We start from the raw sequence: 26933 nt of genomic DNA on the forward strand, positions 1-26933 counted from the left end.
CGATGATCGCCCGTATCGTCGCATGGTCGGTCGCGCAGCGTTGGCTGGTGCTGCTGCTGACCCTCATCGCCACCGCCATCGGCGCATGGTCGCTCTATCGCCTGCCGATCGACGCCGTGCCCGACATCACCAACAATCAGGTGCAGATCAACGTCCGCGCCCCCGCCCTCTCGCCCGAACTGGTCGAAAAACAGGTCTCGTTCCCGATCGAGACCGCGCTCGCCGGCACGCCGGGCCTCGACTATACCCGCTCCTTGAGCCGCAACGGCTTTGCCCAGATCACCGCCGTCTTCGACGAATCGACCGACACTTATTTCGCGCGGCAACAGGTCGGCGAACGGTTGCAGGGGGTGCAGGAAAGCCTGCCGCCCGGCGTGACCCCGGAAATGGGGCCGATCGCGACGGGCCTTGGCGAGGTGTATATGTACACCGTCCGGCTGCAGCACCGCGGCGACGACCTGCACAAACCCGGCGAGCCCGGCCAGCAACCCGATGGCAGCTATATCACGCCCGAGGGCGAACGGCTGGTCAGCGAAGAGGACAAGGCGACCTATCTGCGCACCGCGCAGGACTGGATCGTCACCCCGCTGCTCAAGACCGTGCCGGGCCTCGCCGGGGTCGATTCGATCGGCGGCTATGCGAAACAGTTCCTCGTCGTCCCCGATATCCAGCGGCTGGCGGCGCTGAACCTGACGCTGACCGAGCTCGGCACCGCGCTGGAACGCAACAACAGCAGCGTCGGCGGCGGCTTCGTCGATCGCGGTGGCGAGGGGCTGGCGGTACGCTCCGACGCGCTGGTGCGCAGCGCCGCCGACCTGTCGCGCATGGTCATCGCCACCCGCGAAGGCGTGCCGATCACGCTCGATCAGGTCGCGACCGTGCGGACCGGGCAGGCGGTGCGGATGGGATCGGCCTCCGAAAACGGCACCGAAGTCGTCGTCGGCACCGCGATCATGCGGATTGGCCAGAACAGCCGGACCGTCGCCACCGCCGTTGCCGACAAGCTCAAATCGATCAACGCCTCGCTGCCGCCCGACGTGGTGGTGCAGCCGGTGCTCGACCGTACCGCACTGGTCAACGCGACCATCGCCACCGTCGGGAAAAATCTTTCCGAAGGCGCGGTGCTGGTCATCGTCGTGCTGTTCCTGCTGCTCGGCAATTTCCGCGCGGCGGTGATCGCGGCATTGGTCATCCCGATCACGATGCTGCTGACCGGGTTCGGCATGTTGCACGCGGGCGTGTCGGCCAATCTGATGAGCCTCGGCGCGCTCGATTTCGGGCTGATCGTCGACGGCGCGGTCATCATCGTCGAGAACGCGATGCGGCGTCTGGCCGACCGGCAACATCACGAAGGCCGGCTGCTGACCACCGACGAACGGCTCGACACCGTGACGGCGGCGGCGCGCGAGATGATCCGGCCATCTGTTTACGGACAGGCGATCATCATCCTCGTCTACCTGCCCTTGCTGACGCTGTCGGGGGTCGAGGGGCGGACGTTCGTGCCGATGGCGCTGACCGTCATCATCGCGCTCGCCTTCGCCTTCGTGCTGTCGCTGACCTTCGTCCCCGCCATGATCGCGCTGTTGCTGTCGCGCCGGATCGAGGAAAAGGACGGCCGGATCGTCACGTGGCTCAAGGCGCGCTACGAACCCGGACTCGACCGCGCGATGAAGCGCCCGTCGCTGACGATCGGTGCGGGCATCGCCAGCCTGATCGTTGCGCTGCTCGCCTTCACCGGGCTGGGGCAGGTATTCCTGCCGCAACTCGACGAAGGCGATCTGCTGATCCAGGCGCTGCGCATCCCCGCGACCTCGGTCCAGCAGAGCCAGGCGATGCAGGTCCCGATCGAACGGATGATGTCGCGACAGCCCGAGGTGCGCTTCGTCTATTCGAAGACCGGCACCGCCGAACTCGCGTCGGACCCGATGCCGCCCAACGCGACCGACATGTTCGTGATCCTGAAACCCCGGTCCGAATGGCCCGACTCCCGTCTGCCCAAGGCCGAACTGGTCGAGCGGATCGAACACGAGCTGTCGAAGATCCCCGGCAATGCCTATGAGATCACCCAGCCGATCCAGATGCGCTTCAACGAACTGATCGCGGGGGTGCGCGGCGACATCGCGGTAAAGGTCTTCGGCGACGATTTCGACGCGATGAACCGCACCGCCGAACAGATCGCCGGCGTCCTGCGCCAGACGAAGGGCGCGGCGGACGTGAAGGTCGAACAGACGACGGGTTTACCGATGCTCGACATCCGCGTCGACCGCATGGCGATGGCGCAGCGCGGCGTCACCGCGCAGGACGTGCAGGACGTCATCACCGCCACCATCGGCGGGCGGCCATCGGGCGTGATCTTCGAAGGTGACCGGCGGGTGCCGATCGTCATCCGCCTGTCCGACAGCCAGCGCGCCGACCTGCAACTGCTGGAGCGCGTGCCGGTGCCGATCGCGGGCGGCGGCAGCGTACCGCTGTCGAGCGTGGCCGAGATCCGCGTCGTCGATGGACCGAACCAGATCAGCCGCGAAAACGGCAAGCGCCGCGTCGTGGTGCAGGCCAATGTCCGCGGCCGCGACGTCGCCTCGGTCGTCGCCGATGCGCAGGAGGCGATCGCGGCGAAGGTCCGCCTGCCCTCGGGCAGCTATCTGGAATGGGGTGGTCAGTTCGAAAACCTCGCCTCCGCCACCGCCCGGCTGAAACTGGTCGTCCCCGCCTGTTTCGTGCTGATCCTGTTGCTGCTGTACGGCGCGCTGCGATCGGTCCTCGATGCGGCGATCGTGTTCACCGGCGTTCCCTTCGCGATGGTCGGTGGCGTGCTGCTGCTCTACGCACGCGGCATCGATTTCTCGGTATCGGCGGCGGTGGGGTTCATCGCGCTGTCGGGGATCGCGGTGCTCAACGGGCTGGTGATGGTCAATTCGATCCAGCAACTGGTCGCCGGCGGCATGGCCCGGGCGGAAGCGGCGCGGACCGGGGCGATGCTCCGCCTGCGGCCGGTCGCGATGACCGCGCTCGTCGCCAGCCTCGGCTTCGTGCCGATGGCGCTCGGATCGGGGGCGGGGGCGGAGGTGCAGAAACCGCTCGCCACCGTCGTCATCGGCGGGCTGATCTCCGCCACGCTGCTGACGCTGTTCGTTCTGCCGACGCTCTATGCCCGGTTCGGCGAACGGCGCGGCATGGCAAATCCCTGACCATTTCGGGCGCGCCGGCACCCCCCGGCGCGCCGATTAGTCGGAGCAGAACAAAAAATAATGGAACCAACATGCCAGTAGCAGTTGGCAACCGAATATAATGTTGCGAGTTTGCTCGCCATGACGACGCAATCCCCTGATGTCGCCGACGTATCCTTTACGTCGCGCCTGCTCCCTCTGGTTTGCGCCTGCGCACAGATCCTCACCCCCCTGCTGCCGATGATCGGCATCGGCCGGACAATCGGCGACCAGTCGAACGCCGTCCGCACGCTGGTCACGCCGGCCGGATGGGCGTTCGCGATCTGGGGGGCGCTCTATACCGGCACCCTGGTGTTCGCATTGTATCAGGCGCTGCCCGCCCAGCGCGACAATGCGCTGATCGCCCGGTTGCGCGGCCCCGCCGCCGGCGCGTTCTTCGGCAACGCGCTATGGGCGGCCTATGTGCAGGTCGCCGGGCTGGGTGTGCCGTCGGTCGCGATCATCCTGTTCACGCTGTTGTGCCTGCTCAAAAGCTATCGCATTCTCGCCGCATGGCCATCGGGCTTCACCACCGGGGAGCGGTGGTGCGCGGTCCTGCCGCTGACCGCACTGGCCAGCTGGCTGACCGTCGCATCGATCGTCAACATCACCGCGACGTTGCGCGCGCACGGCGTCTATTTCGGCGGCGAGACGCCGTTCATCGCCGCGGCGGTGGTGGTCGTCGGTGGCGCGATCGCGTCGGCGGCATTGGTCGCCGGCCGGGGTTGCCCACCCTATGCGCTGGTGTTCTTCTGGGCGCTGTCGGCGATCTGGGGATCGGGCGGCCAGCGATCGGCGCTGGTCGCGATCGGCGTGGTGATCGCCACGCTGCTGGTGCTGATCGGCACCATCACCGGCCTGCGCAATGGCGGTTTCGCCCATTGGCTGGGCCGCGGGGTGCCGCGCGCGACGGACGAAATCCGGAACCGGGCCCGCGTGTGAATCGCGACCGCTCCCGCACCGGCGGGGATAGCCGCCGGCCCGTACCGCCGATGGCATGACGACCCGGCATCCGGCACCCGTGGCGCTACGCCGGCGTCACCCCGCGCGCAGCGGTCCCAGATCGCCCAGTCCCACCGTGCCGCTGGCCATCGCCAGCATCCGGTCGAGCGACACCTTGGCCCGCTGGCGCAAGCCCTCCTCGATCTCGATCCGCGGCGACAGGTCGCGCAGCGCGATATAGAGCTTCTCCAGCGTGTTGAGCGCCATATACGGACAAATATTGCAGTTGCAGTTGCCGTCCGCACCCGGCGCGCCGATAAATTGCTTGTTCGGCAACGCCTTTTCCATCTGGTGGATGATGTGCGGTTCGGTCGCGACGATCAGCGTGTCGCCGGGGAAGTCGGCGGCATAGGCGAGGATGCCGCTGGTCGACCCGACATAATCGGCATGGTCGAGGATGATCGCCGGGCATTCGGGATGCGCCGCGACCGGTGCGCCGGGATGCTGCGCCTTGAGCTTCAGCAACTCGGTCTCGCTGAACGCCTCGTGCACGATGCACACCCCCGGCCAGAGCAACATGTCGCGCCCGGTCTTGCGCATCAGATACCCGCCCAGATTGCGGTCGGGACCGAAGATCACCTTCTGATCGGCCGGCAGCTGCGCCAGAATCTTTTCGGCCGACGACGACGTCACGATGATGTCGGACAGCGCCTTCACCTCGGTCGAACAGTTGATGTACGTCAGCGCGATATGGTCGGGATGCTTGGCCCGGAACGCCGCGAACTGGTCGGGCGGGCAGCTGTCCTCCAGCGAACAGCCGGCATCCATGTCGGGCAGGATCACCGTCTTGTCGGGCGACAGGATCTTGGCCGTTTCCGCCATGAAGCGCACGCCGCAAAACGCGATGACATCGGCATCGGTCGCCGCCGCCTTGCGGCTGAGGTCGAGGCTGTCGCCGACGAAATCGGCAAGGTCCTGAATCTCGGGCCGCTGGTAATAATGGCCGAGGATGACGGCATTGCGCTCACGGCGCAGCCGGTCGATCTCGGCCAGCAGGTCGGTGCCGGTGGGCATGTCGGTGCGCGCGTTCATTGTCGTCTCCTGTGAACCTGCCCGTAGGTCGCGGACCCGTTCGCCGCAAGTCGCTCCTGTGTCGAGACAAGCGCCTCCCCTCCCTGACAAGGGAGGGGCCGGGGGTGGGTCGGCCCGCGAGGGAACGGAAACGCTCTACAACCGGTCTACCCACCCCCAACCCCTCCCTTGTCAGGGAGGGGAGCAAACGTCACCGTCGATTGGCGACGACCTCGGCCGGGTCCGCCGAAACATCCCAACGCTCGTTGTTCCGAACCGCCCGTTCGGCCGGAAAGGTCACCACGACCCGCACATTCCGCTCGCCCGCCGCCGCCAGCGGCGCGGCCAGCAACCGGGCCAGCCCGGCGCGAGCCATTTCACGCGCCTGCGCCAGCCGCTCGGGACTGCGCGCCTCGCGTTCGGCGCGCGTCTGTGCCACCGACGACACCCGCTGCGACAGCGCCGCCGCCGCCTCGCGCGTGACGTACAACCCGTTCGTTTGAATCAGCGTCCGCGCTGCTTCGTCGACGTTCGGCCGCGCCACCGTGACCTCGGGCGCATCGACCACCAGCGTCCGGGTATCGGCCGACCAGCTGAGCTGCCCGTCCCCGATCCCGCCGACATCGACGAAATAATCGACCGAATACGGCATCTTGACCACCTGATCGGACCGCAGCCAGCCAAAGCCGCGGACATCGCTCGCCGTCGCCTGCAACGTGCCCGACAACGACGCGACCTTCAGCGCGCTCGCCCCCGACAGCCGCGCGGTGATGATCCGCGTCACCGCCTGCCCGCTGTCCGGCTCGGTTGTGACGGTATAGCGCTCTTCATAGCGTTGCCACAGCAGCCAACCGCCGACCGCCAATGCCAGCAGCACGACGACCGCGACGACCAGCCGCAGCGCCTGTGGCCTCACCTGCGATGCCATGTCGCGCCCTCCTGCATCACCAATCCACGCCGCTCCATGTCAATCAGATGCGCCAGCACCGACCGCTGCGCCGCACCGACCAGCCCCGGTGCCAGTCCGACATACATCGCCGAAACCATCGTCGGCACGTCGTGCATGCCGCGTTCGATTGCCCGGACGATCTGCCCCTCACGCTGTCGACGATGGCCGAGCATACTGCGCACCAGCCGTTGCGGCGTCGCTACGACGTCACCGTGCGCCGGGTAATAGACGCGATCATCGCGTTCGAGCAGCTTCGACAGGCTCGCCATGTACTCGCCCATGTCGCCATCGGGCGGCGACACGATCGTCGTCGACCAGCCCATGACATGGTCGCCGCTGAACAGCGCACCGCTTTCGGGCAAGGCGAAGGCGAGGTGGTTCGACGTATGGCCCGGCGTCGCCACCGCGACAAGCGTCCACCCGTCGCCCGCCACCGCCTCGCCATCGGCCAGCACCCGGTCGGGGCGATAATCGATGTCGAACGCTGCATCCGAACGCGGCCCCGCATCGTCCATCGTCAGCGGTGCGCAGCCGATGATCCCTGCGCCGGTCCGCTCGGCCAGCGGTGCCGCGCCCGGACTGTGATCGCGATGGGTGTGGGTACACAGGATCGCGGCGACCTCGCGCCCGCCGACCGCTGCGAGGATCGCGTCGAGATGGACGTCGTCGACCGGCCCCGGATCGATCACCGCCACCGCCCCCGTGCCGCCGACCACGAAGCTCTGGGTACCGCTATGGGTGTAGGGCGAAGCATTGCGCGCCAGCACGCGCGTCACCAGCGGTTCGAGCGGCTGGGCGATACCGGGGGGAAATTCGGCCATTGCCTCGGCAGATGGCGGTGCCCCCCCGGTTATGCAACCGCTGCAAACGATATGGGGACCGGCCCGCGGTAAAGCGGCCGGTCCCCTTTCCACCGAACGAACGGGGCAGGACGTTCGGGGAAGCGGTTAATCCTTGTCGTCCATCTCGGCCTGCAATTCGGTCATGCCTTCACGAATGCCAGCCACGGCTTCCCGGCGCTGCTCGGCCGAGAGGCTCAGGTCGGCATCGATCGACACGAGCGCCGCCTTCAACCCCGCCATTGCCGCGCGCAGGCCGGAGGCGGCCGCCACTGCCGCCTGGCGCTCGGCATCCGCACCCTGTACCTCGGCACGGATGCCGGCGGTCGCCGCCCGGCGACTGGCGGCTTCGGCCTGACGCTCGGCAAAGGCGGCGGAGCGCTCGGCAAACGCTGCGTCGCGGGCGGCGAAGGTCGCGATCTGCCGCACCCGGTCCTTGCAGACGATGATTTTGGTCCGCCCGTTCTCCGTACGGGTGATCGTGGTCTCGCGGTTGCCGCCGGGCGTGCCGCCGATGCCGCAATTGGCATTGGCGATCTCGGGAATCTCGGTCAGGCTCTCGCTCAGCACCTTGTCGTCCTCGCCGATCTGACGGATCACGATCTTGCGGACCTGCCCGTCGCGAACCGGGGAGACGGGCGGCACCGCGACTGGCCCAGCCGGCCCAGCCGGAAGTGCAGGCTGCGCCGGGGCCGCCTGTGCCGGCACGATCGCCGCGACCGGGGCGAGCACCGCCGCCGCCTTCTCCTCGACTGCTGCGATCTCGACGCCCGTCGCATCCTCCATCTTGCCGCGCAGCGTCTCGGCCGCCTGCGTCCCCGACGCGGTGATCCCCAGCCCCAGCACGGCCAGCGCCAGCGTCGCCCCCCCGGCGATCCGCTTGGTGGCGGGCGACATCACCCGATGCTTCGACAACATGACAAGCCTCCCTTTCAGTTCATGGACGCCGTGCAGGTGGCAGGCGGCCGACAGCCCCTGCCCATGCGCGGATTTGACGATGGCGGTGGCATAGGCGTGGCGGACGCCGGGCGTGGCGCGGGCCAGCACCATCGCGTCGCACGCCATCTCCTGATCGGCGCGGAAGGCCCGAAAAGCGCGCCACGCGACCGGATTGAACCAGTGGCACCCCAGCACGACCAGCGCGACCCAGTTGGCGAGCAGGTCGCCGCGCGCATGATGGCCCAGCTCGTGCGCCAGCGCCAACGCCTGTTCGCGCTCGTCATAGCGTTCGCGGAAATCGACCGGCATCGCGACGTAGCGGTGCACCACGCCGAAGGCGAGCGGCCCGGCGGCATGGCGCGTCTCGATCATCTTGACGTGGCCGTTCGCCACCCCCTTCGCCCGCCCCGACGCCAGCACCTTCGCACAGAAACGACGATGCTGGACGACATGCCAGGTGACGAACGCGACCGCGCCCAGAAACCACAAGGCGATGATTGCCAGCGGCACATCGGCCATGCCCCAGCCCTGTGGCAGTGCCGGCACCTCGGCGACGGGCACGCCCAGCATGATGAAGCCCGGCTCGGTCGCGGCACCGATCGGCGCGATATCGACCGGCCGCCACGCATCGGGAATCGGCGGCAGGATCATGCGCAGCGCCGGCAGCGCCCACAGCGCATAGGCCGCTTGCGGACCGAACCGCCGCGCGACCGGACCGCGCAGCATCAGCACCAGCAACATCAGCAGCGTCGCCGCCGCGATCGTTTCCACCGCCCATCCGATCATTGTTTCAGCGCCTTTAACAGAGCCTCGATCTCGTCGATTTCCTTCGCGCTCAACTGGTCGCGTTCGGCCAGATGCGCGACCAGCGGGGTCAGGCTGCCACCGAACAACCGGTCGATGAACTTCTGCGATTCCCCCGCGACATATTCCTCACGCGCGACCAGCGGGCGATAGCGGTAGCGCCGCCCATCCTCCTCCGCGCCGATCACGTCCTTGGCGAGCAGCCGGCCGAGCAGCGTCTTGACGGTGTTCGCGCTCCAATCGCGCAGCGGGGCAACACGTTCGACCACCTCCTGCGCGGTGAGCGGGTTCTTGTCCCAGAGCACTTCCATGACGGCATGCTCGGCATCGCTGATTCGTTCGGCCATGAATGTTGACTACACCCGTGGTCGTAACGTTTACAAGTGTAATTTACAGGCGTTTCCAAACCTGTCGGAACGGCTTACACTTCGCACCCGTGGTGGAGCCGGATTAACCGCACCGCCCCGCCGAAATCGGCATTTTCCGGAACTGGCACGCGACCTGCACGGTTACCGGCACCCGATGCGTTCGCGCTTCAATCGGGCGGGCCGGCCCCTGCCGGTCCGCCCACCCGGGTCCGGCGATACCGTACCAAACCGCGTCGCACCCGCCGCTTTCCGGCACGGAAACCGCAATATTCCGCCAGTTTCGCCGATGTACTTGGTACTATAGTGCATATGTACCTGGGATACATCCAAGTTCAGCATGGTTAATTCCGCTTCTACAGGGGAAATATCATGCGGATCGCAAGCATTGTCGTGGCTTCCACGGCAATAGGATTGTCGCTGTCAGGTTGCGTAAACCCGTCGGCGCGGATCGCGTCGTCACTGGAAGGCTATGGGTTCCAGCCCGATCAGTCGCAATGCGTCGGCGACCGGCTCGAAGCCAATTTGTCGCTCGGCCAGTTGCAGCAACTGGGGCGCGCTGCCCGTGCCGCCCGCGAAGGCGACACCACGCCCGGCCGGCTGACCGTCAGCGACTTCGTCCGCGCCGCCGCTGCGGTCAAGGACCCGAAGGTCCCGCTGGAAGTCGCTCGCGCCGCTGCCGGATGCGGCGTCCTCACCAATCCGCCGGCGCTCTGACGCCCTACCATATTGGAAATCGTCATGAACGACGTAACCTATGCGGGCGGCACCGTCGTGTCGCACGGCCGTGAATTCGGCTCGCAACTGCTTTTCTACGCCGGACAATGGGGTCCGCGCATCCTTGCCGCGCTGGTCATCCTCGGTGTCGGCTGGCTGATCGCGCGCGGCATCAAATGGGGTGTCGCCAAGCTGGTGAACCGCACCCCGCTGGCGCGTCACGCCAACGAACCGGGCCATGGCGAACGCCATCCCGACAGCATCGGCGCACAGGTTGGCGACGCCGCCTATTGGGTCGTACTGCTGGTCACGCTGTTCCTCGCCGTCCAGCCGCTGGGCCTGACCGGCGCGACCGGCCCGCTCGGCGACATGCTGCGCGGCTTTGGCCAGGCGGTGCCGCACATCATCGGGGCCAGCCTGATCTTCTTCCTCGGCTATGTCCTTGCAAAGGTCGCGCGCAAGGCCGTGGAGGCGGTCGTGACCGCCAGCCATGTCGAACGGCTGTCGTCGCGCCTTGGCGACGCGACGCCCGCCGATCCGGCGATGCTCGCCCGGACGCTGGGTGCGATCGTCTTCGCGCTCATAATCATTCCGGTGGCGATCGCCGCGCTCGATACGTTGAACATCGCCGCGATCTCGCAACCGGCGACGGCGATGCTGCGCATCATCCTCGACGCCATCCCGCATGTCATCGCCGCCGCACTGATCCTCGCCGTAGCGTATGCGATCGGCAAGTTCGCCCAGCGCCTGCTGACCCAGTTCCTCGGCACCACCGGCTTCGACCGCGCGATCGGCGCGACAGGGCTGTGGCAGCAGGCGACCAGCGACTCGGCGGGCAGCACTGCCGGGTTCCGGCCATCGAAGCTGGTCGGCAACGGCGTCTTCGTCGCCGTGCTGATCTTCGGGTTGATGGAGGCGTTCCGCCAGCTCAGCTTCGACTATGGTTCGCAGATCATGGCCGAAGTGCTGACACTGTTCGGACAGGTCGTGTTCGGATCGGTCATCATCTTTGCCGCGGTCGTCATCGCCCGTCTGATCGGCCATGCGATCGAACGCAGCGGCGACGGGGGGGCGCGTGCCGCCGCCCCGGTCGTCCGGATCGCGATCATCGTGCTGGGCACCGCGATCGGCCTGCGCTTCATGGGGCTGGCCGACGACATCATCAACATGGCGTTCGGCCTGTTGTTCGGTGCGGTCGCGGTCGCCTTCGCCCTCGCCTTCGGTCTGGGCGGGCGCGAACCGGCCCGCCGCGCGGTCGCCCGGCTGCTCGACCGGGACGACAAATCCGCCCGCGACACCGCCCGTCCGGCCGATCCGGCCGCGACCGGCGAGCGCCCGGACTATTCCGACCGCTTCAATCAAGGAGACGACCTATGAACACCGACACCCTGACCGGAACCGCGACCGACCTTGGCGGCAAGCTGAAGGAAGGCATCGGTGCCGCCACCGGCGACAAGACGTTGCAGAGCCAGGGCGAGGCCGACCAGCTCGGCGGCAAGGTCCAGCAGACCTATGGCGAAGCGAAGGACGTGGTCGAGGATACGATCCGCCCGGTGATCGACTATGTCCGCCAGTTCGTCCGCGAACGCCCGTTCGCTTCGGCGGCACTGGGCGGCGTGCTCGGCATCGCGCTCATCAACACCCTGCGCGGCAAATAACCGGGAAGGGCGGGGGTCGCCGCGATACCCCGCCCGCCTGCCATCGCCATCATCGCACTGTAAGGACACATGACATGACCGACGATATCGGCATCCGTCCCCGTCCTGTCGCCGCCGCCCGGCGGCTCGCCGCCGAAGCGTTCGGCACCTTCTGGCTGGTCGTCGGCGGCTGCGGTGCCGCCGTCCTCGCCGCGGGCAGCAACGTGCCCGGATCGATCGGGCTGCTCGGCGTCTCGCTCGCGTTCGGCCTGACCGTCTTCACCATGGCGTTTGCGGTCGGCTTCATTTCCGGCGGCCATTTCAATCCGGCGGTCAGCGTCGGGCTGGCCGTTGCCGGCCGCTTCCCGGCGCGCGACCTGCCGCTCTACATCGTCGCGCAGCTGATCGGTGCGACGCTGGGGGCCGGCGTCGTGGCGCTGATCGCGGCGGGGCAGCCCGGCTTCGACCTCGTGTCCAGCGGTCTTGCCGCCAATGGCTATGGCGCGCACTCGCCCGGAAATTATTCGATGACCAGCGCGTTCGTCATCGAAGCGTTGCTGACCGCCGGCTTCCTGCTGGTCATCATCGGCGCGACCGACGCGCGATCGGCGGCTCCGTTCGCTCCCTTGGCGATCGGTCTGGCGCTGACGCTGATCCACCTGATCTCGATTCCCGTGACCAACACCTCGGTCAATCCGGCGCGCAGCACCGGTCCGGCGCTGTTCGTCGACGGCTGGGCCCTGTCGCAGCTCTGGCTGTTCTGGGTCGCCCCGCTGGCCGGTTCGGTCGTCGCCGGCCTCGCCGGTCGCTGGCTCTTCGCCCACCAGTCGCGCGACCAGTCGCCCGGCCCGATCGGCGACATGCCGATCGAACGGATGGTCGAACGCGACCGCGCCGAACGATAAGCCAACTCGACACGAACAGGCCCGACCGCATCACCACGCGGCCGGGCCTGTTTCCTCATGCGGCACCACACAGAGCCGCAAGACCGTCCGGAACCGGAGGGCGTGGCTTACGCCGCCTTGTCGCCGCCCAGCAATTCGGCCAGCTCGCCGCTCTCGTACATTTCCATCATGATGTCCGACCCCCCGACGAACTCGCCATTGACGTACAGCTGCGGGATGGTTGGCCAGTCCGAATAGGCCTTGATGCCCTGCCGGATGCCCTGATCCTGCAACACGTCGACGCTTTCGAACTGGGTGTTCAGGTGGTTCAGGATCGCCACCGCCCGGCTCGAAAAGCCGCATTGCGGGAACAGCGGGCTGCCCTTCATGAACAGCACCACCGGGTTGCTCTGCACCACCGCATCGATGCGGGCGTTGGTATCGTCGGTCATCGTCATATCCTTCTCGTCGCCCGGCGGGCGCGTCATGCCTGTGGAGTGGGGACGCCGGTCGTCAGTTGCAATGCGTGCAATTCACCGCCCATCCGCTCGCCCAGCGCCGCATAGACCGCGCGCTGTTGTGCGATACGCGGTTTCCCACGGAAACTCTCCGACACGACCCGTGCCGCATAATGGTCGCCATCACCCGCCAGATCGGTGATCTCGACCACCGCATCGGGGATGGCGGCGACGATCAGCGCCTCGATCGCCTGAGCCTCCATCGGCATTACATGCTCTCCAGCAGCTGCCGGCGGGCTTCGACCGCGCAATCGGCCATCGCCTGGCGAATGTCCGACTCGCCACAATCGACCCCGGCGGCGGCCAGATCGGATATCAGCTTGCGGATCACGTCCTCGTCGCCGACTTCCTCGAAATCGGCCTGCACCACCGACGTCGCATAGGCGTCGGTTTCGGCCGGGGTCAGTTCCATGCGTTCGGCGGCCCATTGGCCGACCAGCTTGTTACGCCGCGCGGTCACGCGAAACGCCATTTCCCCGTCACGGGCGAATTTGGCTTCGAAAGCGCGCTCCCGGTCGTCGAACGTCGTCATGGCAATCCCCTAATGGTCCCTCCCCCGCGAGATAGGACGCAGCCGGGTTCCGCGCAACGGCGTCTCGATTCTGGGCGATTCCAGCTCGGAAGAAGAAGGGGTTCACGTGGAGGCGCGGAGGAAGGAGCAGGGAGATCAATGCGCGCAAAGGCGCAAAGGACGCAAAGGGATGGCCATTGTCGCAATCGCCCGCCGCGCCAGCGGCCTTTGGCTTTCAGGGCAACAGGGCGAGAGGCTTCGCCAGACATGCTGCGATCATCGCGCCCCCAACGCCTCTGCGCCTCTGCGCCTCTGCGCCTCTGCGCGAAAAAACACCTTCTTCTGCGCCTTCGCGTGAACCGAATCTACGGCACCACCACCAGCTTCCCGATAACATTACGTGCCGCCAGCGCCGTGATCGCCTCACCCCCGCGCTCCAGCGGAAACACCCCCGTCACCTTCGGGGCGATCGCTCCCTCGTCCCACAACCGGAACAGCGTCGCCACATGTGCCGCATTCGCCGCCGGATCGCGCATCGCGAACGCGCCCCAGAAGACGCCGCATACATCGCAACTCTTCAGTAGCGTGAGATTGAGCGGCAGCTTCGGTATCCCCGCCGGGAACCCGACGACCAGATAGCGCCCTTCCCACCCGACGCTGCGCAGCGCCGGTTCGGCATAGTCGCCGCCGACCGGATCGAACACGATGTCCGCCCCCTGCCCGCCGACCGCTGCCTTGAACACATCCGCCAGCGCCTTCGACGCATCCTTGTCGAGCGGCGCGTGAGGGTAGACGACGACCTCGTCCGCCCCCGCGCTCCGCGCCGCTGCCGCCTTTTCCTCCGAAGACACCGCCGCGACCACCCGCGCCCCGAACGCCTTGCCCAGCTCGATCGTCGCCAGCCCGACCCCGCCCGCAGCCCCCAGCACCAGCAACGTCTGCCCCGCGGCGATCCGCCCGCGATCGACCAGCGCGTGGATCGCCGTGGCATAGGTGAGCAACAGCGCCGCACCATCTTCGAAACTGCGGTCCGGTGGCAGGCGGTGAAGCGCGGCGGCGGGCAGCGCCAGTTTCCCGACCATCCCGCCATGGCCGGTGACCGCGATCACCCGGTCGCCGACCGCCCAACCCGCGACACCCTCGCCGACGCTCTCGATCACACCCGCCACCTCGCCCCCCGGCGCGAACGGGCGCGGCGGGCGGAATTGGTAGCGATCCTCGATGATCAGGACGTCGGGATAGTTGACCGCACAGGCGCGGACGGCGACGACGACCTGCCCCTTGCCCGCCACCGGCTCCGGCAATTCGCCGATCGCAAGCGTATCAGGCCCGCCCGGCTCCTTCGACAGCAACGCCCGCATCACCGCTTCTCCCATTGAGCCACGGTCGGGCATTCGCCGCGCCGGACTCATATTTCGAAATCGCGGTATCTTGTGCCAGCGTCATGCCGATCTCGTCCAGCCCTTCCATCAGGCACCGGCGACGAAACGGATCGAGGTCGAAGGTGAAGCGATCCTGATACGGCGTGGTGACGGTCATCGTCTCCAGATCGACCGCGATCGGCTGATCCTTCGCCACCTCGACCAGCCGGTCGATCGCCGCTTGCGGCAGCACGACCGTCACGATCCCGTTCTTGATCGCATTCCCGGAGAAAATGTCGGAAAAGCTTGGTGCGATCACCGCCTTGACGCCCATGTCGCCCAGCGCCCACGCGGCATGTTCGCGGCTCGACCCGCAACCGAAATTCTCGCCTGCGATCAGGATCGGGCTGCCGGCATAGCGCGGATCGTCGAAGATATTGCCGGCTTCCGCCCGCACGCTCTCGAACGCGCCCTTGCCCAGCCCCTCGCGCGTCGTGGTCTTCAGCCAGTGCGCCGGGATGATGATGTCGGTGTCGATATTCTTGGCGCCCCATGGATAGGCGCCACCCTCGACCTGCGTGATCGCTTCCATCCTACGCTCCGTCGCGTGGCACGACCGGCTTCGCCACTGCCGGCCGCACGCTCGACGCATAAGCCGCCGCGACTCCGCTCAGCACCGCGCCCGCGATCAGCGCCATCAACACCTTCTTCATACGCCTTGCTCCGTCACCAGTTCGCGGACATCGGCCAGCCGCCCGGTCACCGCCGCCGCCGCCGCCATCGCCGGCGACAACAGGTGCGTCCGTGCGCCCGGCCCCTGCCGCCCTACGAAATTGCGGTTGCTGGTGGAAGCGCAGCGTTCGCCCGGCGGCACCTTGTCCGGGTTCATCGCCAGGCACATCGAACAGCCCGGTTCGCGCCATTCGAAGCCCGCTTCGGTAAAGATGCGGTCGAGCCCCTCGGCCTCGGCCTGTCGCTTGACCAGCCCCGATCCCGGCACGACCAGCGCCTGCTTGATGCCGCCCGCGACATGGCGACCCTTCACGACGCTGGCGGCGGCGCGCAGATCCTCGATCCGGCTGTTGGTGCAGCTGCCGATGAAGATATAGCTGACCGGTACATCCTGCATCCGCGTGCCCGGCGTCAGCCCCATATAATCGAGCGATTTCTGCGCGGCGACGCGCTTGCTGGCATCGGCGAAGCTGTCGGGCGACGGCACCACGCCGGTGATCGGCACGACATCCTCGGGGCTGGTGCCCCAGGTCAGCGACGGGGCGATGTCGCTGGCGTGCAACTGGACAACGCGATCGTACCGGGCATCGGCGTCGGTCGGCAGCGTCCGCCAGTAATCGACCGCCCGGTCCCAATCGGCCCCGGCCGGGGCCATCGGCCGCCCCTTCAGATACGCGAAGGTCGTCTCGTCGGGCGCGATCAGCCCGGCGCGCGCCCCGCCCTCGATCGACATGTTGCTGATCGTCAGCCGCCCCTCGACCGACAGGCCGCGAATGACCTCGCCGGTATATTCGACGACATAGCCGGTGCCGCCCGCCGCGCCGATCTTGCCGATGATCGCCAGCACGACGTCCTTGGCCGACACGCCATAGCCCAGCGTCCCGTCGACGCGGATTTCCATCGTCTTCGATTGCTGCAGCAACAGCGTCTGCGTCGCCAGCACATGTTCGACCTCGCTGGTGCCGATCCCGAACGCCAGCGCGCCCAGCGCCCCGTGCGCGCTGGTATGGCTGTCGCCGCACACCAGCGTCGTTCCCGGCAGGGTAAAGCCCTGTTCCGGCCCGACGACATGGACGATGCCCTGCGCCGCCGCCGTCGCGTCGATATAGCGGATGCCGTATTCGGGCGCGTTCTTCTCCAGCGCCGCCAGCTGGCTGGCACTGGCCGGATCGGCGATCGGCAGGCGGTTGCCCTGTGCGTCGACCCGTGCCGTCGTCGGCAGGTTGTGATCGGGCACCGCCAGCGTCAGGTCGGGCCGCCGCACCCGCCGTCCGGCGGCGCGCAGGCCCGCAAACGCCTGCGGACTGGTGACTTCATGGACGAGATGCCGGTCGATATAGATCAGGCAAGTGCCGTCATCGCGGCGTTCGACGACATGGTCGTCCCAGATCTTCTCGTACAGGGTTTGCGGACGGTTGCTCATGGCCGCGCGTTAACCGAAAATAGTCGTCAACAAAAGGCCGCACGACATTTTATTACCGATATCCCCGGACTGCATAAGGGCGCATCGAGCCTGTGGAACAGTAGGAAAAGGTTGGTTCACGCGAAGGCGCGAAGACGCGAAGGGAGAAAAGAGAATTCGCGCAAAGGCGCAGAGGACGCAGAGAGGTTGGGGACGTGGCGGTCACCGCCTGTCCGGCGAAGCCTCTCTTCCTTTTGCCGCAAGCACCGAACGCCGTTGTCGCGGCGGACTTTATCGCAAACGCAGTGCTTTGCGCCCTTCGCGCTTCTGCGCGAACGAATTCTGCTACTTCTTCCTCCGCGTCTCCGCGCCTCCGCAAGAAACCCCTCTTCTTACCCAGCGCCCACCGCGAACGTCACCCCAGCCTTCCCGCAAAGGACGTCCGTGGCGAGGCGAGGCTACCCCTCGTACGCGGCCGTCGTCTTCGCCCGAACCTCGTCCGCGCTCACCCCCGGTGCACATTCGATCAGCCGGAACGGGCTGTCATGGTCGGCCCGCTGGAACACCGCCAGATCGGTGACGATCATGTCCACCACGTTGCGCCCGGTCAGCGGCAGGGTGCATTCGGGGATGAACTTCGGATCGCCGTTCTTGGACGTGTGTTCCATCACGACGATGATCTTCTTGACCCCGGCGACCAGATCCATGGCCCCGCCCATGCCCTTCACCATCTTGCCCGGAATCATCCAGTTGGCGATGTCGCCGGCTTCCGACACCTCCATCGCGCCCAGCACGGTCAGGTCGATATGCCCGCCGCGGATCATCGCGAAGCTGTCGGCGCTGCTGAAATAGGCCGATTGCGGCAATTCGCTGATCGTCTGCTTGCCGGCGTTGATCAGGTCGGGGTCCTCCTCGCCGGCATAGGGGAACGGGCCGATGCCCAGCATGCCGTTTTCCGACTGCAACGTCACCTCGACGCCATCCGGGATGTGATTCGCGACCAGCGTCGGGATGCCGATCCCCAGATTGACGTAGAATCCGTCCTTCAGCTCGCGCGCGGCACGCGCCGCCATTTCATCGCGGGTCCAGGCCATGCGGTTACTCCTTGCGCGCGCCGGGATCGGTCCAGCGCAGATCATTGGGGAAAACATCGTCGAAATCACCGGCCAGCGCGGTGCCATAGACCGGGTTGGGCAGCACGAACCAGCCATTGCCCCATAGCGGGGCGATGGCCGGCGAATCGGCGGCGGCGCGACGCTCGACCGGTTTCAGCCCGGTGTTGAACAGGTCGCTGAAATCGCCCAGCTGATCGCCGACCAGCGCCACGACGCAGTATCGGCTGGCGATCAGCGCCCGCCGCGCATCCTTGCCCGACCCGCCCGGCGCGTCCCCCTTCAGGAACAGCGTCTCGCCGTGCTTGGCGGGGCCGAGGCCCGCGCGGTTCAGCACGCCTTCGGTGAACTCGGCGGTCGCGGCGTTGCGGTTGGTGTTGAACACCACGGTCACCCCCGCCGCGCGCAGTGCCGCCAGCCCTTCGACCGCGCCCGGCACGGCGCGGGTCGCGCGCCCGTCCGATCGCTCCCACCGTTCCCAGCGCGCGGCATCATAGCCAAGGCCGCCGCGCGCATCCGAATATTCATACCCGGTGTTCAGCAGCACGGTTTCGTCGACATCGAACACGACCGCCGGCTTGCCGGTGCAGGGCCACTGCGCCGGCTGCGCGAGCGTCGCATTGGCGGCAAGGACCGCCGACAACGGCATCCGCCGGAGCGTCGTCCGGTCGCGCAGATACTGGTTCACATAGCGGACCAGCCCGGCATAGGCCTGCCGGCTAGCCGCCGCCGCCTCCCCCGACCCATAGAGATACTGCATCCCCGCCGGCACGCCCGACACGGTCGCCAGCGCGACCGGCGCGGCGGACTGGTTGCCCACCGCAACGACGCAGCCCGACAGCGCGAAGGCAGCGAAACCGACGGTAAGCGCGCGGCTCACCACACTCGTCACCCCGGACTTGATCCGGGGTCCCGCTTCTTCTTCCACAGCGGGAGAGTAGCGGGACCCCGGATCAAGTCCGGGGTGACGCAGTGAGAGGGCGAGTGCCCCGCCCCCACCCGTATCCCCGCGGAGGCGGGGATCCAGAGCCAAAGGTACCGCCGGCAGTGACCCGCAATCCTGGATTCCCACCTTCGCGGGAATACGGAAAGACCACAACCCCATCAGACCCGCTCCCGCACCGTGCGGAATTCGATCTGCTTGTCATAGGGCGCGCCGACGATCATCCGCTTCACATAGATGCCCGGCAAATGGATCGCATCGGGGTCGAGCGACCCGACCGGCACGACTTCCTCGACTTCGGCCACGCAGAAATTGGCGGCGGTCGCCATCGGCTGGTTGAAATTGCGCGCGGTCTTGCGAAAGATCAGGTTGCCGGCCTCGTCGGCCTTCCACCCCTTGATGATCGACAGGTCGGCGCGAATACCGCGTTCGAGGATATAGTCTTCCGGTCCATTTGGGCCATCGAACTGCTTCACTTCCTTGCCTTCGGCGATCAGCGTGCCGACCCCGGTCTTGGTATAGAAGCCCGGAATCCCCGCCCCGCCCGCGCGACAACGTTCGGCCAGCGTCCCCTGCGGACAGAATTCGACCTCCAGCTCGCCCGACAGATACTGCCGTTCGAACTCCTTGTTCTCACCGACATAGCTCGAAATCATCTTGGCGACCTGCCGGCTGCGCAACAGCTTGCCCAGACCCTGTCCGTCGATTCCGGCATTGTTGCTGGCGATGGTCAGCTTCTGGACGCCCGACGCCTCGATCGCGTCGATCAGCCGTTCGGGAATGCCGCACAGGCCGAACCCGCCCGCGCAGATCGTCATCCCGTCGTGGAGCAATCCCTCCAGCGCCGCCTCGGCACTCGGGTACAGCTTGTTCACTCGCTCTCTCCCAACTGGTCGCGTCGCCGATGTCGCAGGGTCGACCGGGCGGGTCAAGAACCTGAACCGCCCTTCAACTTCGCCGCCCGCTCTGGCGTCGACCGGTGGCCCGCGATAGCGTGGGGCCATGACAACTCCACGACCCGGCGGCCGCATCCTCGTCGATGCCCTTGTCACTTATGGCTGCGACCGCATCTTCCACGTCCCCGGCGAAAGTTTCCTCGCCGTCCTCGACGCGCTGCACGACACGCCCGCGATCGATCTGGTCACCTGCCGGCAGGAGGGCGGGGTCGGCTTCATGGCCTGTGCCGATGCGGTGCTGACCGGCCGGCCGGGCGTCGCGTTCGTCACGCGCGGCCCCGGTGCCACCAACGCCTCGATCGGCGTGCATGTCGCGATGCAGGATTCGATTCCGATGCTGCTGTTCATCGGCGACGTCGATCGCGGAATGCGCGACCGCGAAGGATTTCAGGAGGTCGATTTCCTGACGATGTTCGCCCCGCTCGCCAAGCTGGTGCTGCGCATCGACGATCCCGCGCGCATCCCCGAATATATCGCCCGCGCGTGGCGCACCGCCACTTCCGGCCGTCCGGGGCCCGTGGTGATTGCGCTGCCCGAGGATATGCTGGTTGAGGAAGCGGTGGCGGTCGACCGCCCGCCGCTAGCGAAACTCGAAACGATGCTCGACCCCGCCAACTTCGGTGACCTGCTCGACCGATTGCGCCGGGCCGAACGTCCGGTCGCGATCGTCGGCGGTGCCGGCTGGGACAAGGCGACCGGTGCCGCCTTTGCCGCCTTCGCCAAGCAATGGGGCATCCCCGTCGCCGGTGCCTTCCGCCGACAGGACGCCATCGCCAACGACACGCCCGCATGGGCCGGCAATCTCGGCTACGGCCCGTCGCCCAAACTAGTCCAGCGGATCAAATCCGCCGACCTGCTGCTGGTCGTCGGTGCCCGCCTCGGCGAAGCCACCACCGACGGCTATACGCTGGTGACCCCCGACCATCCCGGCCAGACGCTGATTCACGTCCACCCCGACCCGGCCGAGCTCGACCGTGTCTACCGCGCCGACCTCGCCATCGTCGCCGACCCGTTCGCCTTCGCCGACATGCTGACCCAAGCCGAACCGCCGACGCAACCCGCGCCCGCCGCTGCCGAAGCCCATGCCGAATGGCTGGCATGGTCGACCCCCGCCCCCCGCGACGTGACCCTCGACCTCGGCCAATGCGTCGCGGCGATGCGCGAGCGCCTCTCCGGCCACGACACGATCATCTGCAACGGCGCAGGCAATTTCTCGGGCTGGTGGCATCGCTACTGGCACTATGGCTGGTCGGGCACGCAGCTCGCCCCGACCTGCGGCGCGATGGGCTATGGCGTCCCCGCCGCCGTCGCCGCCGCCTTGCGCGAACCCGACAAACTGGCGGTCGCGATTGCCGGCGACGGCGACTTCCTGATGAACGGACAGGAACTCGCCACCGCCGTCCAGACGCAAGCAAACCTGCTCGTCATCCTCGTCGACAATGGCGGCTACGGCACGATCCGCATGCATCAGGAACGCGAATATCCCGCACGCCTCAGCGGCACCGCGCTTCACAACCCCGACTTCGCGGCGCTGGCCCGTGCCTATGGCGCGTGGTCCGAAACCGTCGAGACGACCGACCAATTCGCCCCCGCCCTCGACCGCGCGCTGGCGCGGACCGGTGTCCGCCTGCTCCACTGCAAGACCGAGATCGAGATCATCACCCACAGCACGACGATCGCCGCCATCCGCAATCGTTAACCTCGCCCGCTGCGGTACCCCGGACCATGCGGGATCGACATTCAGTTCGCTGCGCGTAAGGAATAGCGTTCCATCCCCTTTCGTCACTCCCGCGCAGGCGGGAGTCCATATACGCCAGCGTCGCGGATCGAGCCGAACCGTTGGCGTTTATGGATTCCCGCCTGCGCGGGAATGACGAAATTCCGTGGTTATCGCTGAAGGTCGATCGGCCCTAGTTCGAGACCTCTGCAACCGTCGCGCGTCGAGGCGACCCCCCCCGTACCCCCGCGCAGGCGGGGGTCCAGAGCCAAGCGAAACAACCACTTGCGCTTGTGACACTGGCCCCCCGCCTGCGCGAGGGTACGCTGATGGATCAGCGATCGCGACCTTTGCAGGGATCGCGAACACATCCGGCCTGACGGTCATGAACCTCTGTCGGCCCACCCGGACCCGCGTCGGGCAGCAATTCCGATCGAACCGTTCGATCACACCGCCCCAACGCTACTCCACATCCGTCGCCAGCCGGTTCAGCCATGCCTGCGCCTGCTTGCGCTCACCGACCGCCTGCGGTCCGACCGGCCCGCGCGATTTGAGAAATTCGTGGTGCAAGGCGAAGGGCGGCATCCCCAGCTGCTCGCGCATCGCGTCGATCTCCTCGCCGATCTGGACCAGTTCGTCGACGACCGGGGCGATCGCCGCGCGGGTGCGGCGATCGCGGGTGTGATCGAACAGCCCCTGCCTGCCCGACGCCGCCGCCGTCAGTGCCGCGATCAGCGCATCGCGATAGTCGCCCTCGCGCTCGACGCGCAACGTTTCGGTACGGGCAAGTCGATCCGCTCTGGCCATCCCCGTTCCTATCGCGTCCGCGGCCGACCCGCAACGCGCGGCCTGCCGCAACCCGACGCCTCCGAAAACGAAAAGAGCCGCCCCGGTTTCCCGGAGCGGCCCTGTCGCACCATCCGCCAACTACCCGGCGGTACGCGGTGCGGATCGGCTCAGATCTTGTCGCCGAGCGCGCCCTTGACGCTGCCCTTGACGTCCTGTCCGGTGCCCTTGGCCTGCTGGGCCTCGCCTTCGGCTTCCAGACGCTCGTTGTCGGTCGCCTTGCCTACGGCTTCCTTGACGTTCCCGGCGATCTTGTTGCCGGTGGCGGCGAGCTTGTCGGTGAGTTCACCCATGAAAGGCTCCTGTAGGTTGGCGAGGTTTCCCTCGTTGGATTGCGATTATACAAAGCGCAACCGCACCCACCGGTTCCATTAAACTTACTTCATATCAGGCCCGCCAGCGGGCTCGACGGATCGGCATAGCGCCGCCGCTGCATCCGGCCCGCCAGATAACCCATGCGCCCCGCCTCGACCGCGGCCTTCATCGCGCGGGCCATCAGCACCGGGTCCCTGGCCTCGGCGATGGCGGTGTTCATCAGCACACCGTCGCAGCCCAGCTCCATCGCCACCGCCGCATCGGACGCCTGTCCGACACCGGCATCGACCAGCACCGGCACCTTCGCCCCCTCGACGATCAGGCGGATCGTCACGAGGTTCTGGATGCCCAGCCCCGACCCGATCGGCGCGCCCAGCGGCATGATCGCGACCGCGCCCGCATCCTCCAGCCGCTTGGCCGCGATCGGATCGTCGACGCAATAGACCATCGGCAGGAAACCCTCCTTGGCCAGCACCTCGGTCGCGCGCAGCGTCTCGACCATGTCGGGATACAGCGTCCGTGCCTCGCCCAGCACCTCCAGCTTGACCAGGTCCCAGCCGCCCGCCTCGCGCGCCAGCCGCAGCGTGCGGATCGCGCTGTCGGCATCGAAGCAGCCGGCAGTGTTGGGCAGGTAGGTGACCTTCTTGGGATCGATAAAGTCGGTCAGCATCGGTGCCTTGGGGTCGCTGACGTTCACCCGGCGCACCGCGACCGTGACGATCTCCGCGCCCGACGCCGCGACGGCGGCGGCATTCTGTTCGAAATCCTTGTACTTGCCGGTGCCGACGATCAACCGCGAGGTGAAGGTGCGGCCCGCCACGCTCCACGTATCGGCCGACGCCGCGACCGGCTGATGATCGCCACCGCCAACGAAATGCACGATCTCCAGCTCGTCGCCGTCCTCGACCTTCACGTCCTTCAGCGTCGAACGCGGCACCACTTCCAGATTGCGCTCGACCGCCACCTTTTCGGCGACCAGCCCGATCTGCGCGGCCAGCTCGGCGATGGTCAGCCCGTCGCGAACCCGCATGTGATCGCCGTTGACCGTGATGCTGATGGTGCCGTCGCTATGCATGTCGTCTCCTGTCGGGGCGCCGTTCTCTCGACTTAGGGTGCCCGGTCCGGCTATGGTGCGGTGCATATAGGGACCGCGACCAAGCGCCCGCAACCGAAAGCCTGCCCGCCCGTGCCCGCACCGACGCCCGCCACCGTCTTCGTCCTCAACGGCCCGAACCTGAACCTGCTGGGCCTGCGCGAACCCGACATCTACGGGTCGGACACGCTCGACGACATCGCCGGCATGCTGGAGGATCGCGCCCGCGAACTCGGCCTCGCCATCGACCTGCGCCAGTCGAACCACGAAGGCCATCTGGTCGACTGGCTGCACGAGGCGCAGGCGGACGGGGCAAAGGCGGTGCTGCTCAACGCCGGTGCCTATACCCATACGTCGATCGCGCTCCACGACGCGATCAAGGCGGTGAAGACCCCGGTGATCGAGGTCCATCTGTCGAATCCGCATACCCGCGAGGACTTTCGCCACGTCAGCTTCGTCGGCCGCGCCGCACGCGGCACGGTGGCCGGGTTCGGCGCGCTCTCCTATCTGGTCGCGCTTGAAGCGGCCGCCCGCATCTGACAAGGGCGCGGTTTTTTATACTCAGCGATACCATTGGGGGTTACCATGGCAGACGACAATCAGGGCGAAGGAACGCCGTTCACCAGCCACGCGATGCGCGTCGACATCGACCTCGTCCGTGCGCTGGCGCAGGTGCTCGACGAAACCGACCTGACCGAGGTCGAGGTGGAGGACGGCGCGCGCAAGGTCCGCGTGGTGCGCAAGCATGCGCCGGTCGCACAGGCGACCTACGCCCCGGCCTATGCCTCGCAACCCGCGCCGCAGCTTGCCAGCGCCGCGACGACCACGATCGAGGCCGCTGCCGCCGTCGCGCCGGTCAGCGCCGTGCCGCCGGTGACCTCGCCGATGGTCGGCACCGTCTATCTCGCCGCCAATCCCGATGCGAAACCGTTCATCGCGGTCGGGCAAAAGGTCGCGGCCGGGGACACGCTGGTCATCATCGAAGCGATGAAGGTCATGAACCCGATCGTCGCCCCCGCCGCCGGCACCGTCACCCAGATCCTCGTGTCGAACGGCCAGCCGGTCGAATTCGACCAGCCGCTGGTGGTCGTGGAATAACATGCCCGAAATCAAGAAACTGCTGATCGCCAACCGTGGCGAGATCGCGCTCCGCATCCACCGCGCGTGCCATGAAATGGGCATCAGGACGGTCGCGGTCCATTCGACCGCCGATGCCGATGCGATGCACGTGCGCCTCGCCGACGAAGCCATCTGCATCGGCCCGCCGGCGGCGACCGACAGCTATCTCAACATCCCCAACATCATCTCGGCCGCCGAGATCAGCGGCGCGGACGCGATCCATCCGGGCTATGGCTTCCTGTCGGAAAACGCCAAGTTCGCCGAGATCGTCGAGCTGCATAATCTGATCTTCGTCGGTCCCAAGCCCGAACATATCCGGGTAATGGGCGACAAGGTCGAGGCGAAGCGGACCGCCGGCAAGCTCGGCCTGCCCCTCGTCCCCGGCTCCGACGGCCCGATCGCGGACGTCGACGATGCCAAGGCGATCGCCGCGTCGATCGGCTATCCGGTCATCATCAAGGCCGCATCGGGCGGCGGCGGGCGCGGCATGAAGGTCTGCGCATCCGAGGACCAGCTCGAAACGCTGATGCAGCAGGCGGGCAGCGAGGCGAAGGCGGCGTTCGGCGACGCCACCGTCTACATGGAGAAATATCTCGGCAACCCGCGCCATATCGAGTTCCAGGTGTTCGGCGACGGCAACGGCCACGCCATTCATCTGGGCGAGCGCGACTGTTCGCTGCAACGCCGGCACCAGAAGGTGCTGGAGGAAGCGCCCTCGCCGGTGCTCGGACAGGCCGACCGCGAGCGCATGGGCGGCATCTGTGCGAAGGCGATGGCCGATATGGGCTATCGCGGCGCGGGCACGATCGAATTCCTGTGGGAGGACGGCGAGTTCTATTTCATCGAAATGAACACCCGCCTGCAGGTTGAACATCCGGTGACCGAGATGATCACCGGCCTAGACCTCGTCCGCGAACAGATCCGCGTCGCCGAAGGGCACGGCCTGACCTGTCGGCAGGACCAGATCCGCTTCACCGGCCACGCGATCGAATGCCGCATCAATGCCGAGGACCCGCGCACCTTCGCGCCGTCGCCCGGCACGGTGAAGCATTTCCATGCGCCGGGGGGGATGCACGTCCGCGTCGATAGCGGGCTGTATGCCGGCTACAAGGTACCGCCCTATTACGACAGCATGATCGCCAAGCTGATCGTCTATGGCACCACCCGCGAACGCTGCCTGATGCGCCTGCGCCGCGCGCTGGAGGAATTCGTGATCGAGGGGATGAAGACTACCATCCCGCTCCATCAGGCGCTGCTCGACGACCCCGAATTCCAGCAGGGCGACTATACGATCAAATGGCTCGAAGAATGGCTGGCAAAGAACGACTGACGTAAAATCCTCCCCGCCCGCGGGGAGGGGGACCATCCGCAGGATGGTGGAGGGGGATCGCCCCAAACGCAACCGTGGTGGACGCGGACATCCCCCTCCACCACCGGCTGCGCCGGCGGTCCCCCTCCCCGCAAGCGGGGAGGATTTGCAAATGAAAGCCACGATCTACCACAACCCCCGCTGCTCGAAGTCCCGCGCAGCCCTGACGCTCCTGACCGACGCCGGCGTAGACGTCGCCGTCATCGAATATCTGAAAACCCCGCCGACCCGCACAGAACTGGCCGAGCTGCTCCACCGCGCCCAACTCACCCCCCGTCAGGCCCTGCGCACCGGCGAACCCGAAGCCAAACCGCTGAAGAACGCCACCGACGACGCCATTCTCGACGCGATGGCCGACCACCCCATCCTGATCGAACGCCCGATCGTCGAAACGGCAAACGGCGTCGTCATCGCCCGTCCGCCCGAACGGGTGCACTACATCCTGTAACCACCTTTCCACCCCGTCGCCCGCGACCTCTGCGAAACTACTAATCCCTGCCCCTGCCGTACCCCCGCGCAGGCGGGGGTCCAGGGTTCCAAGCGCAGGCCGTTGTTCTGCTTGGCTCTGGACCCCCGCCTGCGCGGG

28 protein-coding genes are annotated in these 26933 nt (G+C 67.1%); 11 read left to right on the forward strand and 17 right to left on the reverse strand.

The window, feature by feature from the left end; all coding sequences use genetic code 11:
* Positions 1 to 2 precede the first annotated feature (2 nt).
* On the forward strand, positions 3 to 3188 hold the full coding sequence (locus ASE50_RS08255) for an efflux RND transporter permease subunit (protein ID WP_056398377.1): 3186 nt from the start codon (positions 3 to 5) through the stop codon (positions 3186 to 3188).
* Positions 3189 to 3308: 120 nt separating this feature from the next.
* Entirely contained in the window at positions 3309 to 4148 is an 840-nt protein-coding gene (locus ASE50_RS08260) for a hypothetical protein (protein WP_082438908.1), read from the forward strand.
* A 96-nt stretch (positions 4149 to 4244) separates the two neighbouring features.
* Here ASE50_RS08260 and nadA read toward each other — a convergent pair whose 3' ends face one another.
* The 5 genes from nadA to ASE50_RS08285 form a co-directional block, all read right to left on the reverse strand.
* Positions 4245 to 5240, reverse strand: coding sequence for a quinolinate synthase NadA (nadA, locus tag ASE50_RS08265; RefSeq protein ID WP_056398380.1), 996 nt, complete (start codon positions 5238 to 5240; stop codon positions 4245 to 4247).
* 190 nt (positions 5241 to 5430) lie between these two features.
* A complete protein-coding gene (locus ASE50_RS08270) occupies positions 5431 to 6147 on the reverse strand; it encodes a DUF4230 domain-containing protein (RefSeq protein WP_056398383.1) in 717 nt (238 codons plus the stop codon).
* Positions 6132 to 6989 carry an MBL fold metallo-hydrolase gene (locus ASE50_RS08275; RefSeq protein ID WP_056398386.1) on the reverse strand — a complete coding sequence of 286 codons (858 nt, stop codon included), beginning with the start codon at positions 6987 to 6989 and terminating at the stop codon, positions 6132 to 6134. The genes ASE50_RS08270 and ASE50_RS08275 overlap by 16 nt, the downstream gene beginning before the upstream one ends.
* 126 nt (positions 6990 to 7115) lie before the next feature.
* Entirely contained in the window at positions 7116 to 8732 is a 1617-nt protein-coding gene (locus tag ASE50_RS08280) for a M56 family metallopeptidase (protein WP_056398391.1), read from the reverse strand.
* Positions 8729 to 9097: a BlaI/MecI/CopY family transcriptional regulator gene (locus tag ASE50_RS08285; protein WP_056398396.1), complete on the reverse strand. Its 369-nt coding sequence runs from the start codon at positions 9095 to 9097 to the stop codon at positions 8729 to 8731. The genes ASE50_RS08280 and ASE50_RS08285 overlap by 4 nt, the downstream gene beginning before the upstream one ends.
* 411 nt (positions 9098 to 9508) lie before the next feature.
* Here ASE50_RS08285 and ASE50_RS08290 point away from each other — a divergent pair, with 411 nt between their 5' ends.
* From ASE50_RS08290 to aqpZ, 4 genes are all read left to right on the forward strand, one after another.
* On the forward strand, positions 9509 to 9832 hold the full coding sequence (locus ASE50_RS08290) for a hypothetical protein (protein ID WP_235512256.1): 324 nt from the start codon (positions 9509 to 9511) through the stop codon (positions 9830 to 9832).
* 24 nt (positions 9833 to 9856) lie between these two features.
* Complete coding sequence (locus ASE50_RS08295) at positions 9857 to 11209, forward strand: mechanosensitive ion channel (protein WP_056398401.1); 1353 nt, start codon at positions 9857 to 9859, stop codon at positions 11207 to 11209.
* A complete protein-coding gene (locus ASE50_RS08300) occupies positions 11206 to 11490 on the forward strand; it encodes a CsbD family protein (RefSeq protein WP_056398404.1) in 285 nt (94 codons plus the stop codon). Before ASE50_RS08295 ends, ASE50_RS08300 begins: the two co-directional genes overlap by 4 nt.
* 74 nt (positions 11491 to 11564) lie before the next feature.
* On the forward strand, positions 11565 to 12374 hold the full coding sequence (gene aqpZ, locus ASE50_RS08305) for an aquaporin Z (RefSeq protein WP_056398406.1): 810 nt from the start codon (positions 11565 to 11567) through the stop codon (positions 12372 to 12374).
* 107 nt (positions 12375 to 12481) lie between these two features.
* Here aqpZ and grxD read toward each other — a convergent pair whose 3' ends face one another.
* The 9 genes from grxD to ASE50_RS08350 form a co-directional block, all read right to left on the reverse strand.
* Complete coding sequence (grxD, locus tag ASE50_RS08310) at positions 12482 to 12805, reverse strand: Grx4 family monothiol glutaredoxin (protein ID WP_056398467.1); 324 nt, start codon at positions 12803 to 12805, stop codon at positions 12482 to 12484.
* Between the two features lie 32 nt (positions 12806 to 12837).
* On the reverse strand, positions 12838 to 13080 hold the full coding sequence (locus tag ASE50_RS08315) for a BolA/IbaG family iron-sulfur metabolism protein (RefSeq protein WP_055996542.1): 243 nt from the start codon (positions 13078 to 13080) through the stop codon (positions 12838 to 12840).
* Positions 13080 to 13403 (reverse strand): DUF1476 domain-containing protein, encoded by a 324-nt coding sequence (locus tag ASE50_RS08320; protein WP_056398408.1) that lies wholly within the window; start codon positions 13401 to 13403, stop codon positions 13080 to 13082. Before ASE50_RS08320 ends, ASE50_RS08315 begins: the two co-directional genes overlap by 1 nt.
* Before the next feature lie 344 nt (positions 13404 to 13747).
* On the reverse strand, positions 13748 to 14743 hold the full coding sequence (locus ASE50_RS08325) for an NADPH:quinone oxidoreductase family protein (protein ID WP_200909502.1): 996 nt from the start codon (positions 14741 to 14743) through the stop codon (positions 13748 to 13750).
* Entirely contained in the window at positions 14706 to 15335 is a 630-nt protein-coding gene (gene leuD, locus ASE50_RS08330; protein ID WP_056398411.1) for a 3-isopropylmalate dehydratase small subunit, read from the reverse strand. The genes ASE50_RS08325 and leuD overlap by 38 nt, the downstream gene beginning before the upstream one ends.
* 117 nt (positions 15336 to 15452) lie before the next feature.
* Positions 15453 to 16898, reverse strand: coding sequence for a 3-isopropylmalate dehydratase large subunit (gene leuC, locus ASE50_RS08335; protein WP_056398415.1), 1446 nt, complete (start codon positions 16896 to 16898; stop codon positions 15453 to 15455).
* Between the two features lie 437 nt (positions 16899 to 17335).
* The gene (locus tag ASE50_RS08340) at positions 17336 to 17971 is read right to left on the reverse strand and encodes a CoA transferase subunit B (protein ID WP_056398418.1); all 636 of its coding nucleotides are present in this window, start codon (positions 17969 to 17971) and stop codon (positions 17336 to 17338) included.
* Between the two features lie 4 nt (positions 17972 to 17975).
* Entirely contained in the window at positions 17976 to 18869 is an 894-nt protein-coding gene (locus ASE50_RS08345) for a 5'-nucleotidase, lipoprotein e(P4) family (RefSeq protein WP_056398472.1), read from the reverse strand.
* A 224-nt stretch (positions 18870 to 19093) separates the two neighbouring features.
* Positions 19094 to 19807, reverse strand: coding sequence for a CoA transferase subunit A (locus ASE50_RS08350; RefSeq protein ID WP_082438911.1), 714 nt, complete (start codon positions 19805 to 19807; stop codon positions 19094 to 19096).
* A 127-nt stretch (positions 19808 to 19934) separates the two neighbouring features.
* On the opposite strand from ASE50_RS08350, the gene ASE50_RS08355 reads away from it, so the two are divergent.
* Complete coding sequence (locus ASE50_RS08355) at positions 19935 to 21587, forward strand: thiamine pyrophosphate-dependent enzyme (RefSeq protein ID WP_056398422.1); 1653 nt, start codon at positions 19935 to 19937, stop codon at positions 21585 to 21587.
* A 480-nt stretch (positions 21588 to 22067) separates the two neighbouring features.
* Here ASE50_RS08355 and ASE50_RS08360 read toward each other — a convergent pair whose 3' ends face one another.
* The 3 genes from ASE50_RS08360 to thiS all read right to left on the reverse strand — a co-directional run bounded on the left by ASE50_RS08360 (position 22068) and on the right by thiS (position 23841).
* Positions 22068 to 22412 (reverse strand): hypothetical protein, encoded by a 345-nt coding sequence (locus ASE50_RS08360; protein WP_056398425.1) that lies wholly within the window; start codon positions 22410 to 22412, stop codon positions 22068 to 22070.
* A gap of 149 nt (positions 22413 to 22561) precedes the next feature.
* Complete coding sequence (locus ASE50_RS08365) at positions 22562 to 22744, reverse strand: CsbD family protein (RefSeq protein ID WP_056398429.1); 183 nt, start codon at positions 22742 to 22744, stop codon at positions 22562 to 22564.
* An 89-nt stretch (positions 22745 to 22833) separates the two neighbouring features.
* Positions 22834 to 23841: a sulfur carrier protein ThiS gene (thiS, locus tag ASE50_RS08370; RefSeq protein ID WP_082438912.1), complete on the reverse strand. Its 1008-nt coding sequence runs from the start codon at positions 23839 to 23841 to the stop codon at positions 22834 to 22836.
* A 111-nt stretch (positions 23842 to 23952) separates the two neighbouring features.
* Between thiS and aroQ the strand changes: the two genes are divergently transcribed.
* The 4 genes from aroQ to arsC all read left to right on the forward strand — a co-directional run bounded on the left by aroQ (position 23953) and on the right by arsC (position 26795).
* Positions 23953 to 24399: a type II 3-dehydroquinate dehydratase gene (gene aroQ / locus ASE50_RS08375; RefSeq protein WP_055996563.1), complete on the forward strand. Its 447-nt coding sequence runs from the start codon at positions 23953 to 23955 to the stop codon at positions 24397 to 24399.
* Positions 24400 to 24444: 45 nt separating this feature from the next.
* The gene (gene accB / locus ASE50_RS08380) at positions 24445 to 24957 is read left to right on the forward strand and encodes an acetyl-CoA carboxylase biotin carboxyl carrier protein (RefSeq protein WP_055996566.1); all 513 of its coding nucleotides are present in this window, start codon (positions 24445 to 24447) and stop codon (positions 24955 to 24957) included.
* A 1-nt stretch (position 24958) separates the two neighbouring features.
* Positions 24959 to 26308: an acetyl-CoA carboxylase biotin carboxylase subunit gene (gene accC / locus ASE50_RS08385; RefSeq protein ID WP_056398432.1), complete on the forward strand. Its 1350-nt coding sequence runs from the start codon at positions 24959 to 24961 to the stop codon at positions 26306 to 26308.
* Positions 26309 to 26459: 151 nt separating this feature from the next.
* Complete coding sequence (gene arsC, locus ASE50_RS08390) at positions 26460 to 26795, forward strand: arsenate reductase (glutaredoxin) (RefSeq protein WP_056398435.1); 336 nt, start codon at positions 26460 to 26462, stop codon at positions 26793 to 26795.
* Positions 26796 to 26933: the final 138 nt, after the last annotated feature.

The sequence above is a fragment of the Sphingomonas sp. Leaf5 genome (assembly GCF_001421155.1).
Classification (GTDB): domain Bacteria; phylum Pseudomonadota; class Alphaproteobacteria; order Sphingomonadales; family Sphingomonadaceae; genus Sphingomonas.

What these genes read in the sequence shown, in the direction of transcription:
- ASE50_RS08325 (WP_200909502.1), bottom strand. Translation starts at nt 14,743, where the DNA reads ATGCGGGCGTTGCTGTCGAAGGAGCCGGGCGGGCCTGATACGCTTGCG.
- aqpZ (WP_056398406.1), top strand. Translation starts at nt 11,565, where the DNA reads ATGACCGACGATATCGGCATCCGTCCCCGTCCTGTCGCCGCCGCCCGG.
- ASE50_RS08300 (WP_056398404.1), top strand. Translation starts at nt 11,206, where the DNA reads ATGAACACCGACACCCTGACCGGAACCGCGACCGACCTTGGCGGCAAG.
- ASE50_RS08280 (WP_056398391.1), bottom strand. Translation starts at nt 8,732, where the DNA reads ATGATCGGATGGGCGGTGGAAACGATCGCGGCGGCGACGCTGCTGATG.
- ASE50_RS08340 (WP_056398418.1), bottom strand. Translation starts at nt 17,971, where the DNA reads ATGGCCTGGACCCGCGATGAAATGGCGGCGCGTGCCGCGCGCGAGCTG.
- ASE50_RS08360 (WP_056398425.1), bottom strand. Translation starts at nt 22,412, where the DNA reads ATGGCCAGAGCGGATCGACTTGCCCGTACCGAAACGTTGCGCGTCGAG.
- ASE50_RS08320 (WP_056398408.1), bottom strand. Translation starts at nt 13,403, where the DNA reads ATGACGACGTTCGACGACCGGGAGCGCGCTTTCGAAGCCAAATTCGCC.
- ASE50_RS08365 (WP_056398429.1), bottom strand. Translation starts at nt 22,744, where the DNA reads ATGGGTGAACTCACCGACAAGCTCGCCGCCACCGGCAACAAGATCGCC.
- grxD (WP_056398467.1), bottom strand. Translation starts at nt 12,805, where the DNA reads ATGACCGACGATACCAACGCCCGCATCGATGCGGTGGTGCAGAGCAAC.
- thiS (WP_082438912.1), bottom strand. Translation starts at nt 23,841, where the DNA reads ATGCATAGCGACGGCACCATCAGCATCACGGTCAACGGCGATCACATG.
- ASE50_RS08260 (WP_082438908.1), top strand. Translation starts at nt 3,309, where the DNA reads ATGACGACGCAATCCCCTGATGTCGCCGACGTATCCTTTACGTCGCGC.
- ASE50_RS08295 (WP_056398401.1), top strand. Translation starts at nt 9,857, where the DNA reads ATGAACGACGTAACCTATGCGGGCGGCACCGTCGTGTCGCACGGCCGT.
- leuD (WP_056398411.1), bottom strand. Translation starts at nt 15,335, where the DNA reads ATGGAAGCGATCACGCAGGTCGAGGGTGGCGCCTATCCATGGGGCGCC.
- accB (WP_055996566.1), top strand. Translation starts at nt 24,445, where the DNA reads ATGGCAGACGACAATCAGGGCGAAGGAACGCCGTTCACCAGCCACGCG.
- ASE50_RS08315 (WP_055996542.1), bottom strand. Translation starts at nt 13,080, where the DNA reads ATGCCGATGGAGGCTCAGGCGATCGAGGCGCTGATCGTCGCCGCCATC.
- ASE50_RS08255 (WP_056398377.1), top strand. Translation starts at nt 3, where the DNA reads ATGATCGCCCGTATCGTCGCATGGTCGGTCGCGCAGCGTTGGCTGGTG.
- ASE50_RS08275 (WP_056398386.1), bottom strand. Translation starts at nt 6,989, where the DNA reads ATGGCCGAATTTCCCCCCGGTATCGCCCAGCCGCTCGAACCGCTGGTG.
- accC (WP_056398432.1), top strand. Translation starts at nt 24,959, where the DNA reads ATGCCCGAAATCAAGAAACTGCTGATCGCCAACCGTGGCGAGATCGCG.
- nadA (WP_056398380.1), bottom strand. Translation starts at nt 5,240, where the DNA reads ATGAACGCGCGCACCGACATGCCCACCGGCACCGACCTGCTGGCCGAG.
- ASE50_RS08355 (WP_056398422.1), top strand. Translation starts at nt 19,935, where the DNA reads ATGACAACTCCACGACCCGGCGGCCGCATCCTCGTCGATGCCCTTGTC.
- arsC (WP_056398435.1), top strand. Translation starts at nt 26,460, where the DNA reads ATGAAAGCCACGATCTACCACAACCCCCGCTGCTCGAAGTCCCGCGCA.
- leuC (WP_056398415.1), bottom strand. Translation starts at nt 16,898, where the DNA reads ATGAGCAACCGTCCGCAAACCCTGTACGAGAAGATCTGGGACGACCAT.
- ASE50_RS08270 (WP_056398383.1), bottom strand. Translation starts at nt 6,147, where the DNA reads ATGGCATCGCAGGTGAGGCCACAGGCGCTGCGGCTGGTCGTCGCGGTC.
- ASE50_RS08285 (WP_056398396.1), bottom strand. Translation starts at nt 9,097, where the DNA reads ATGGCCGAACGAATCAGCGATGCCGAGCATGCCGTCATGGAAGTGCTC.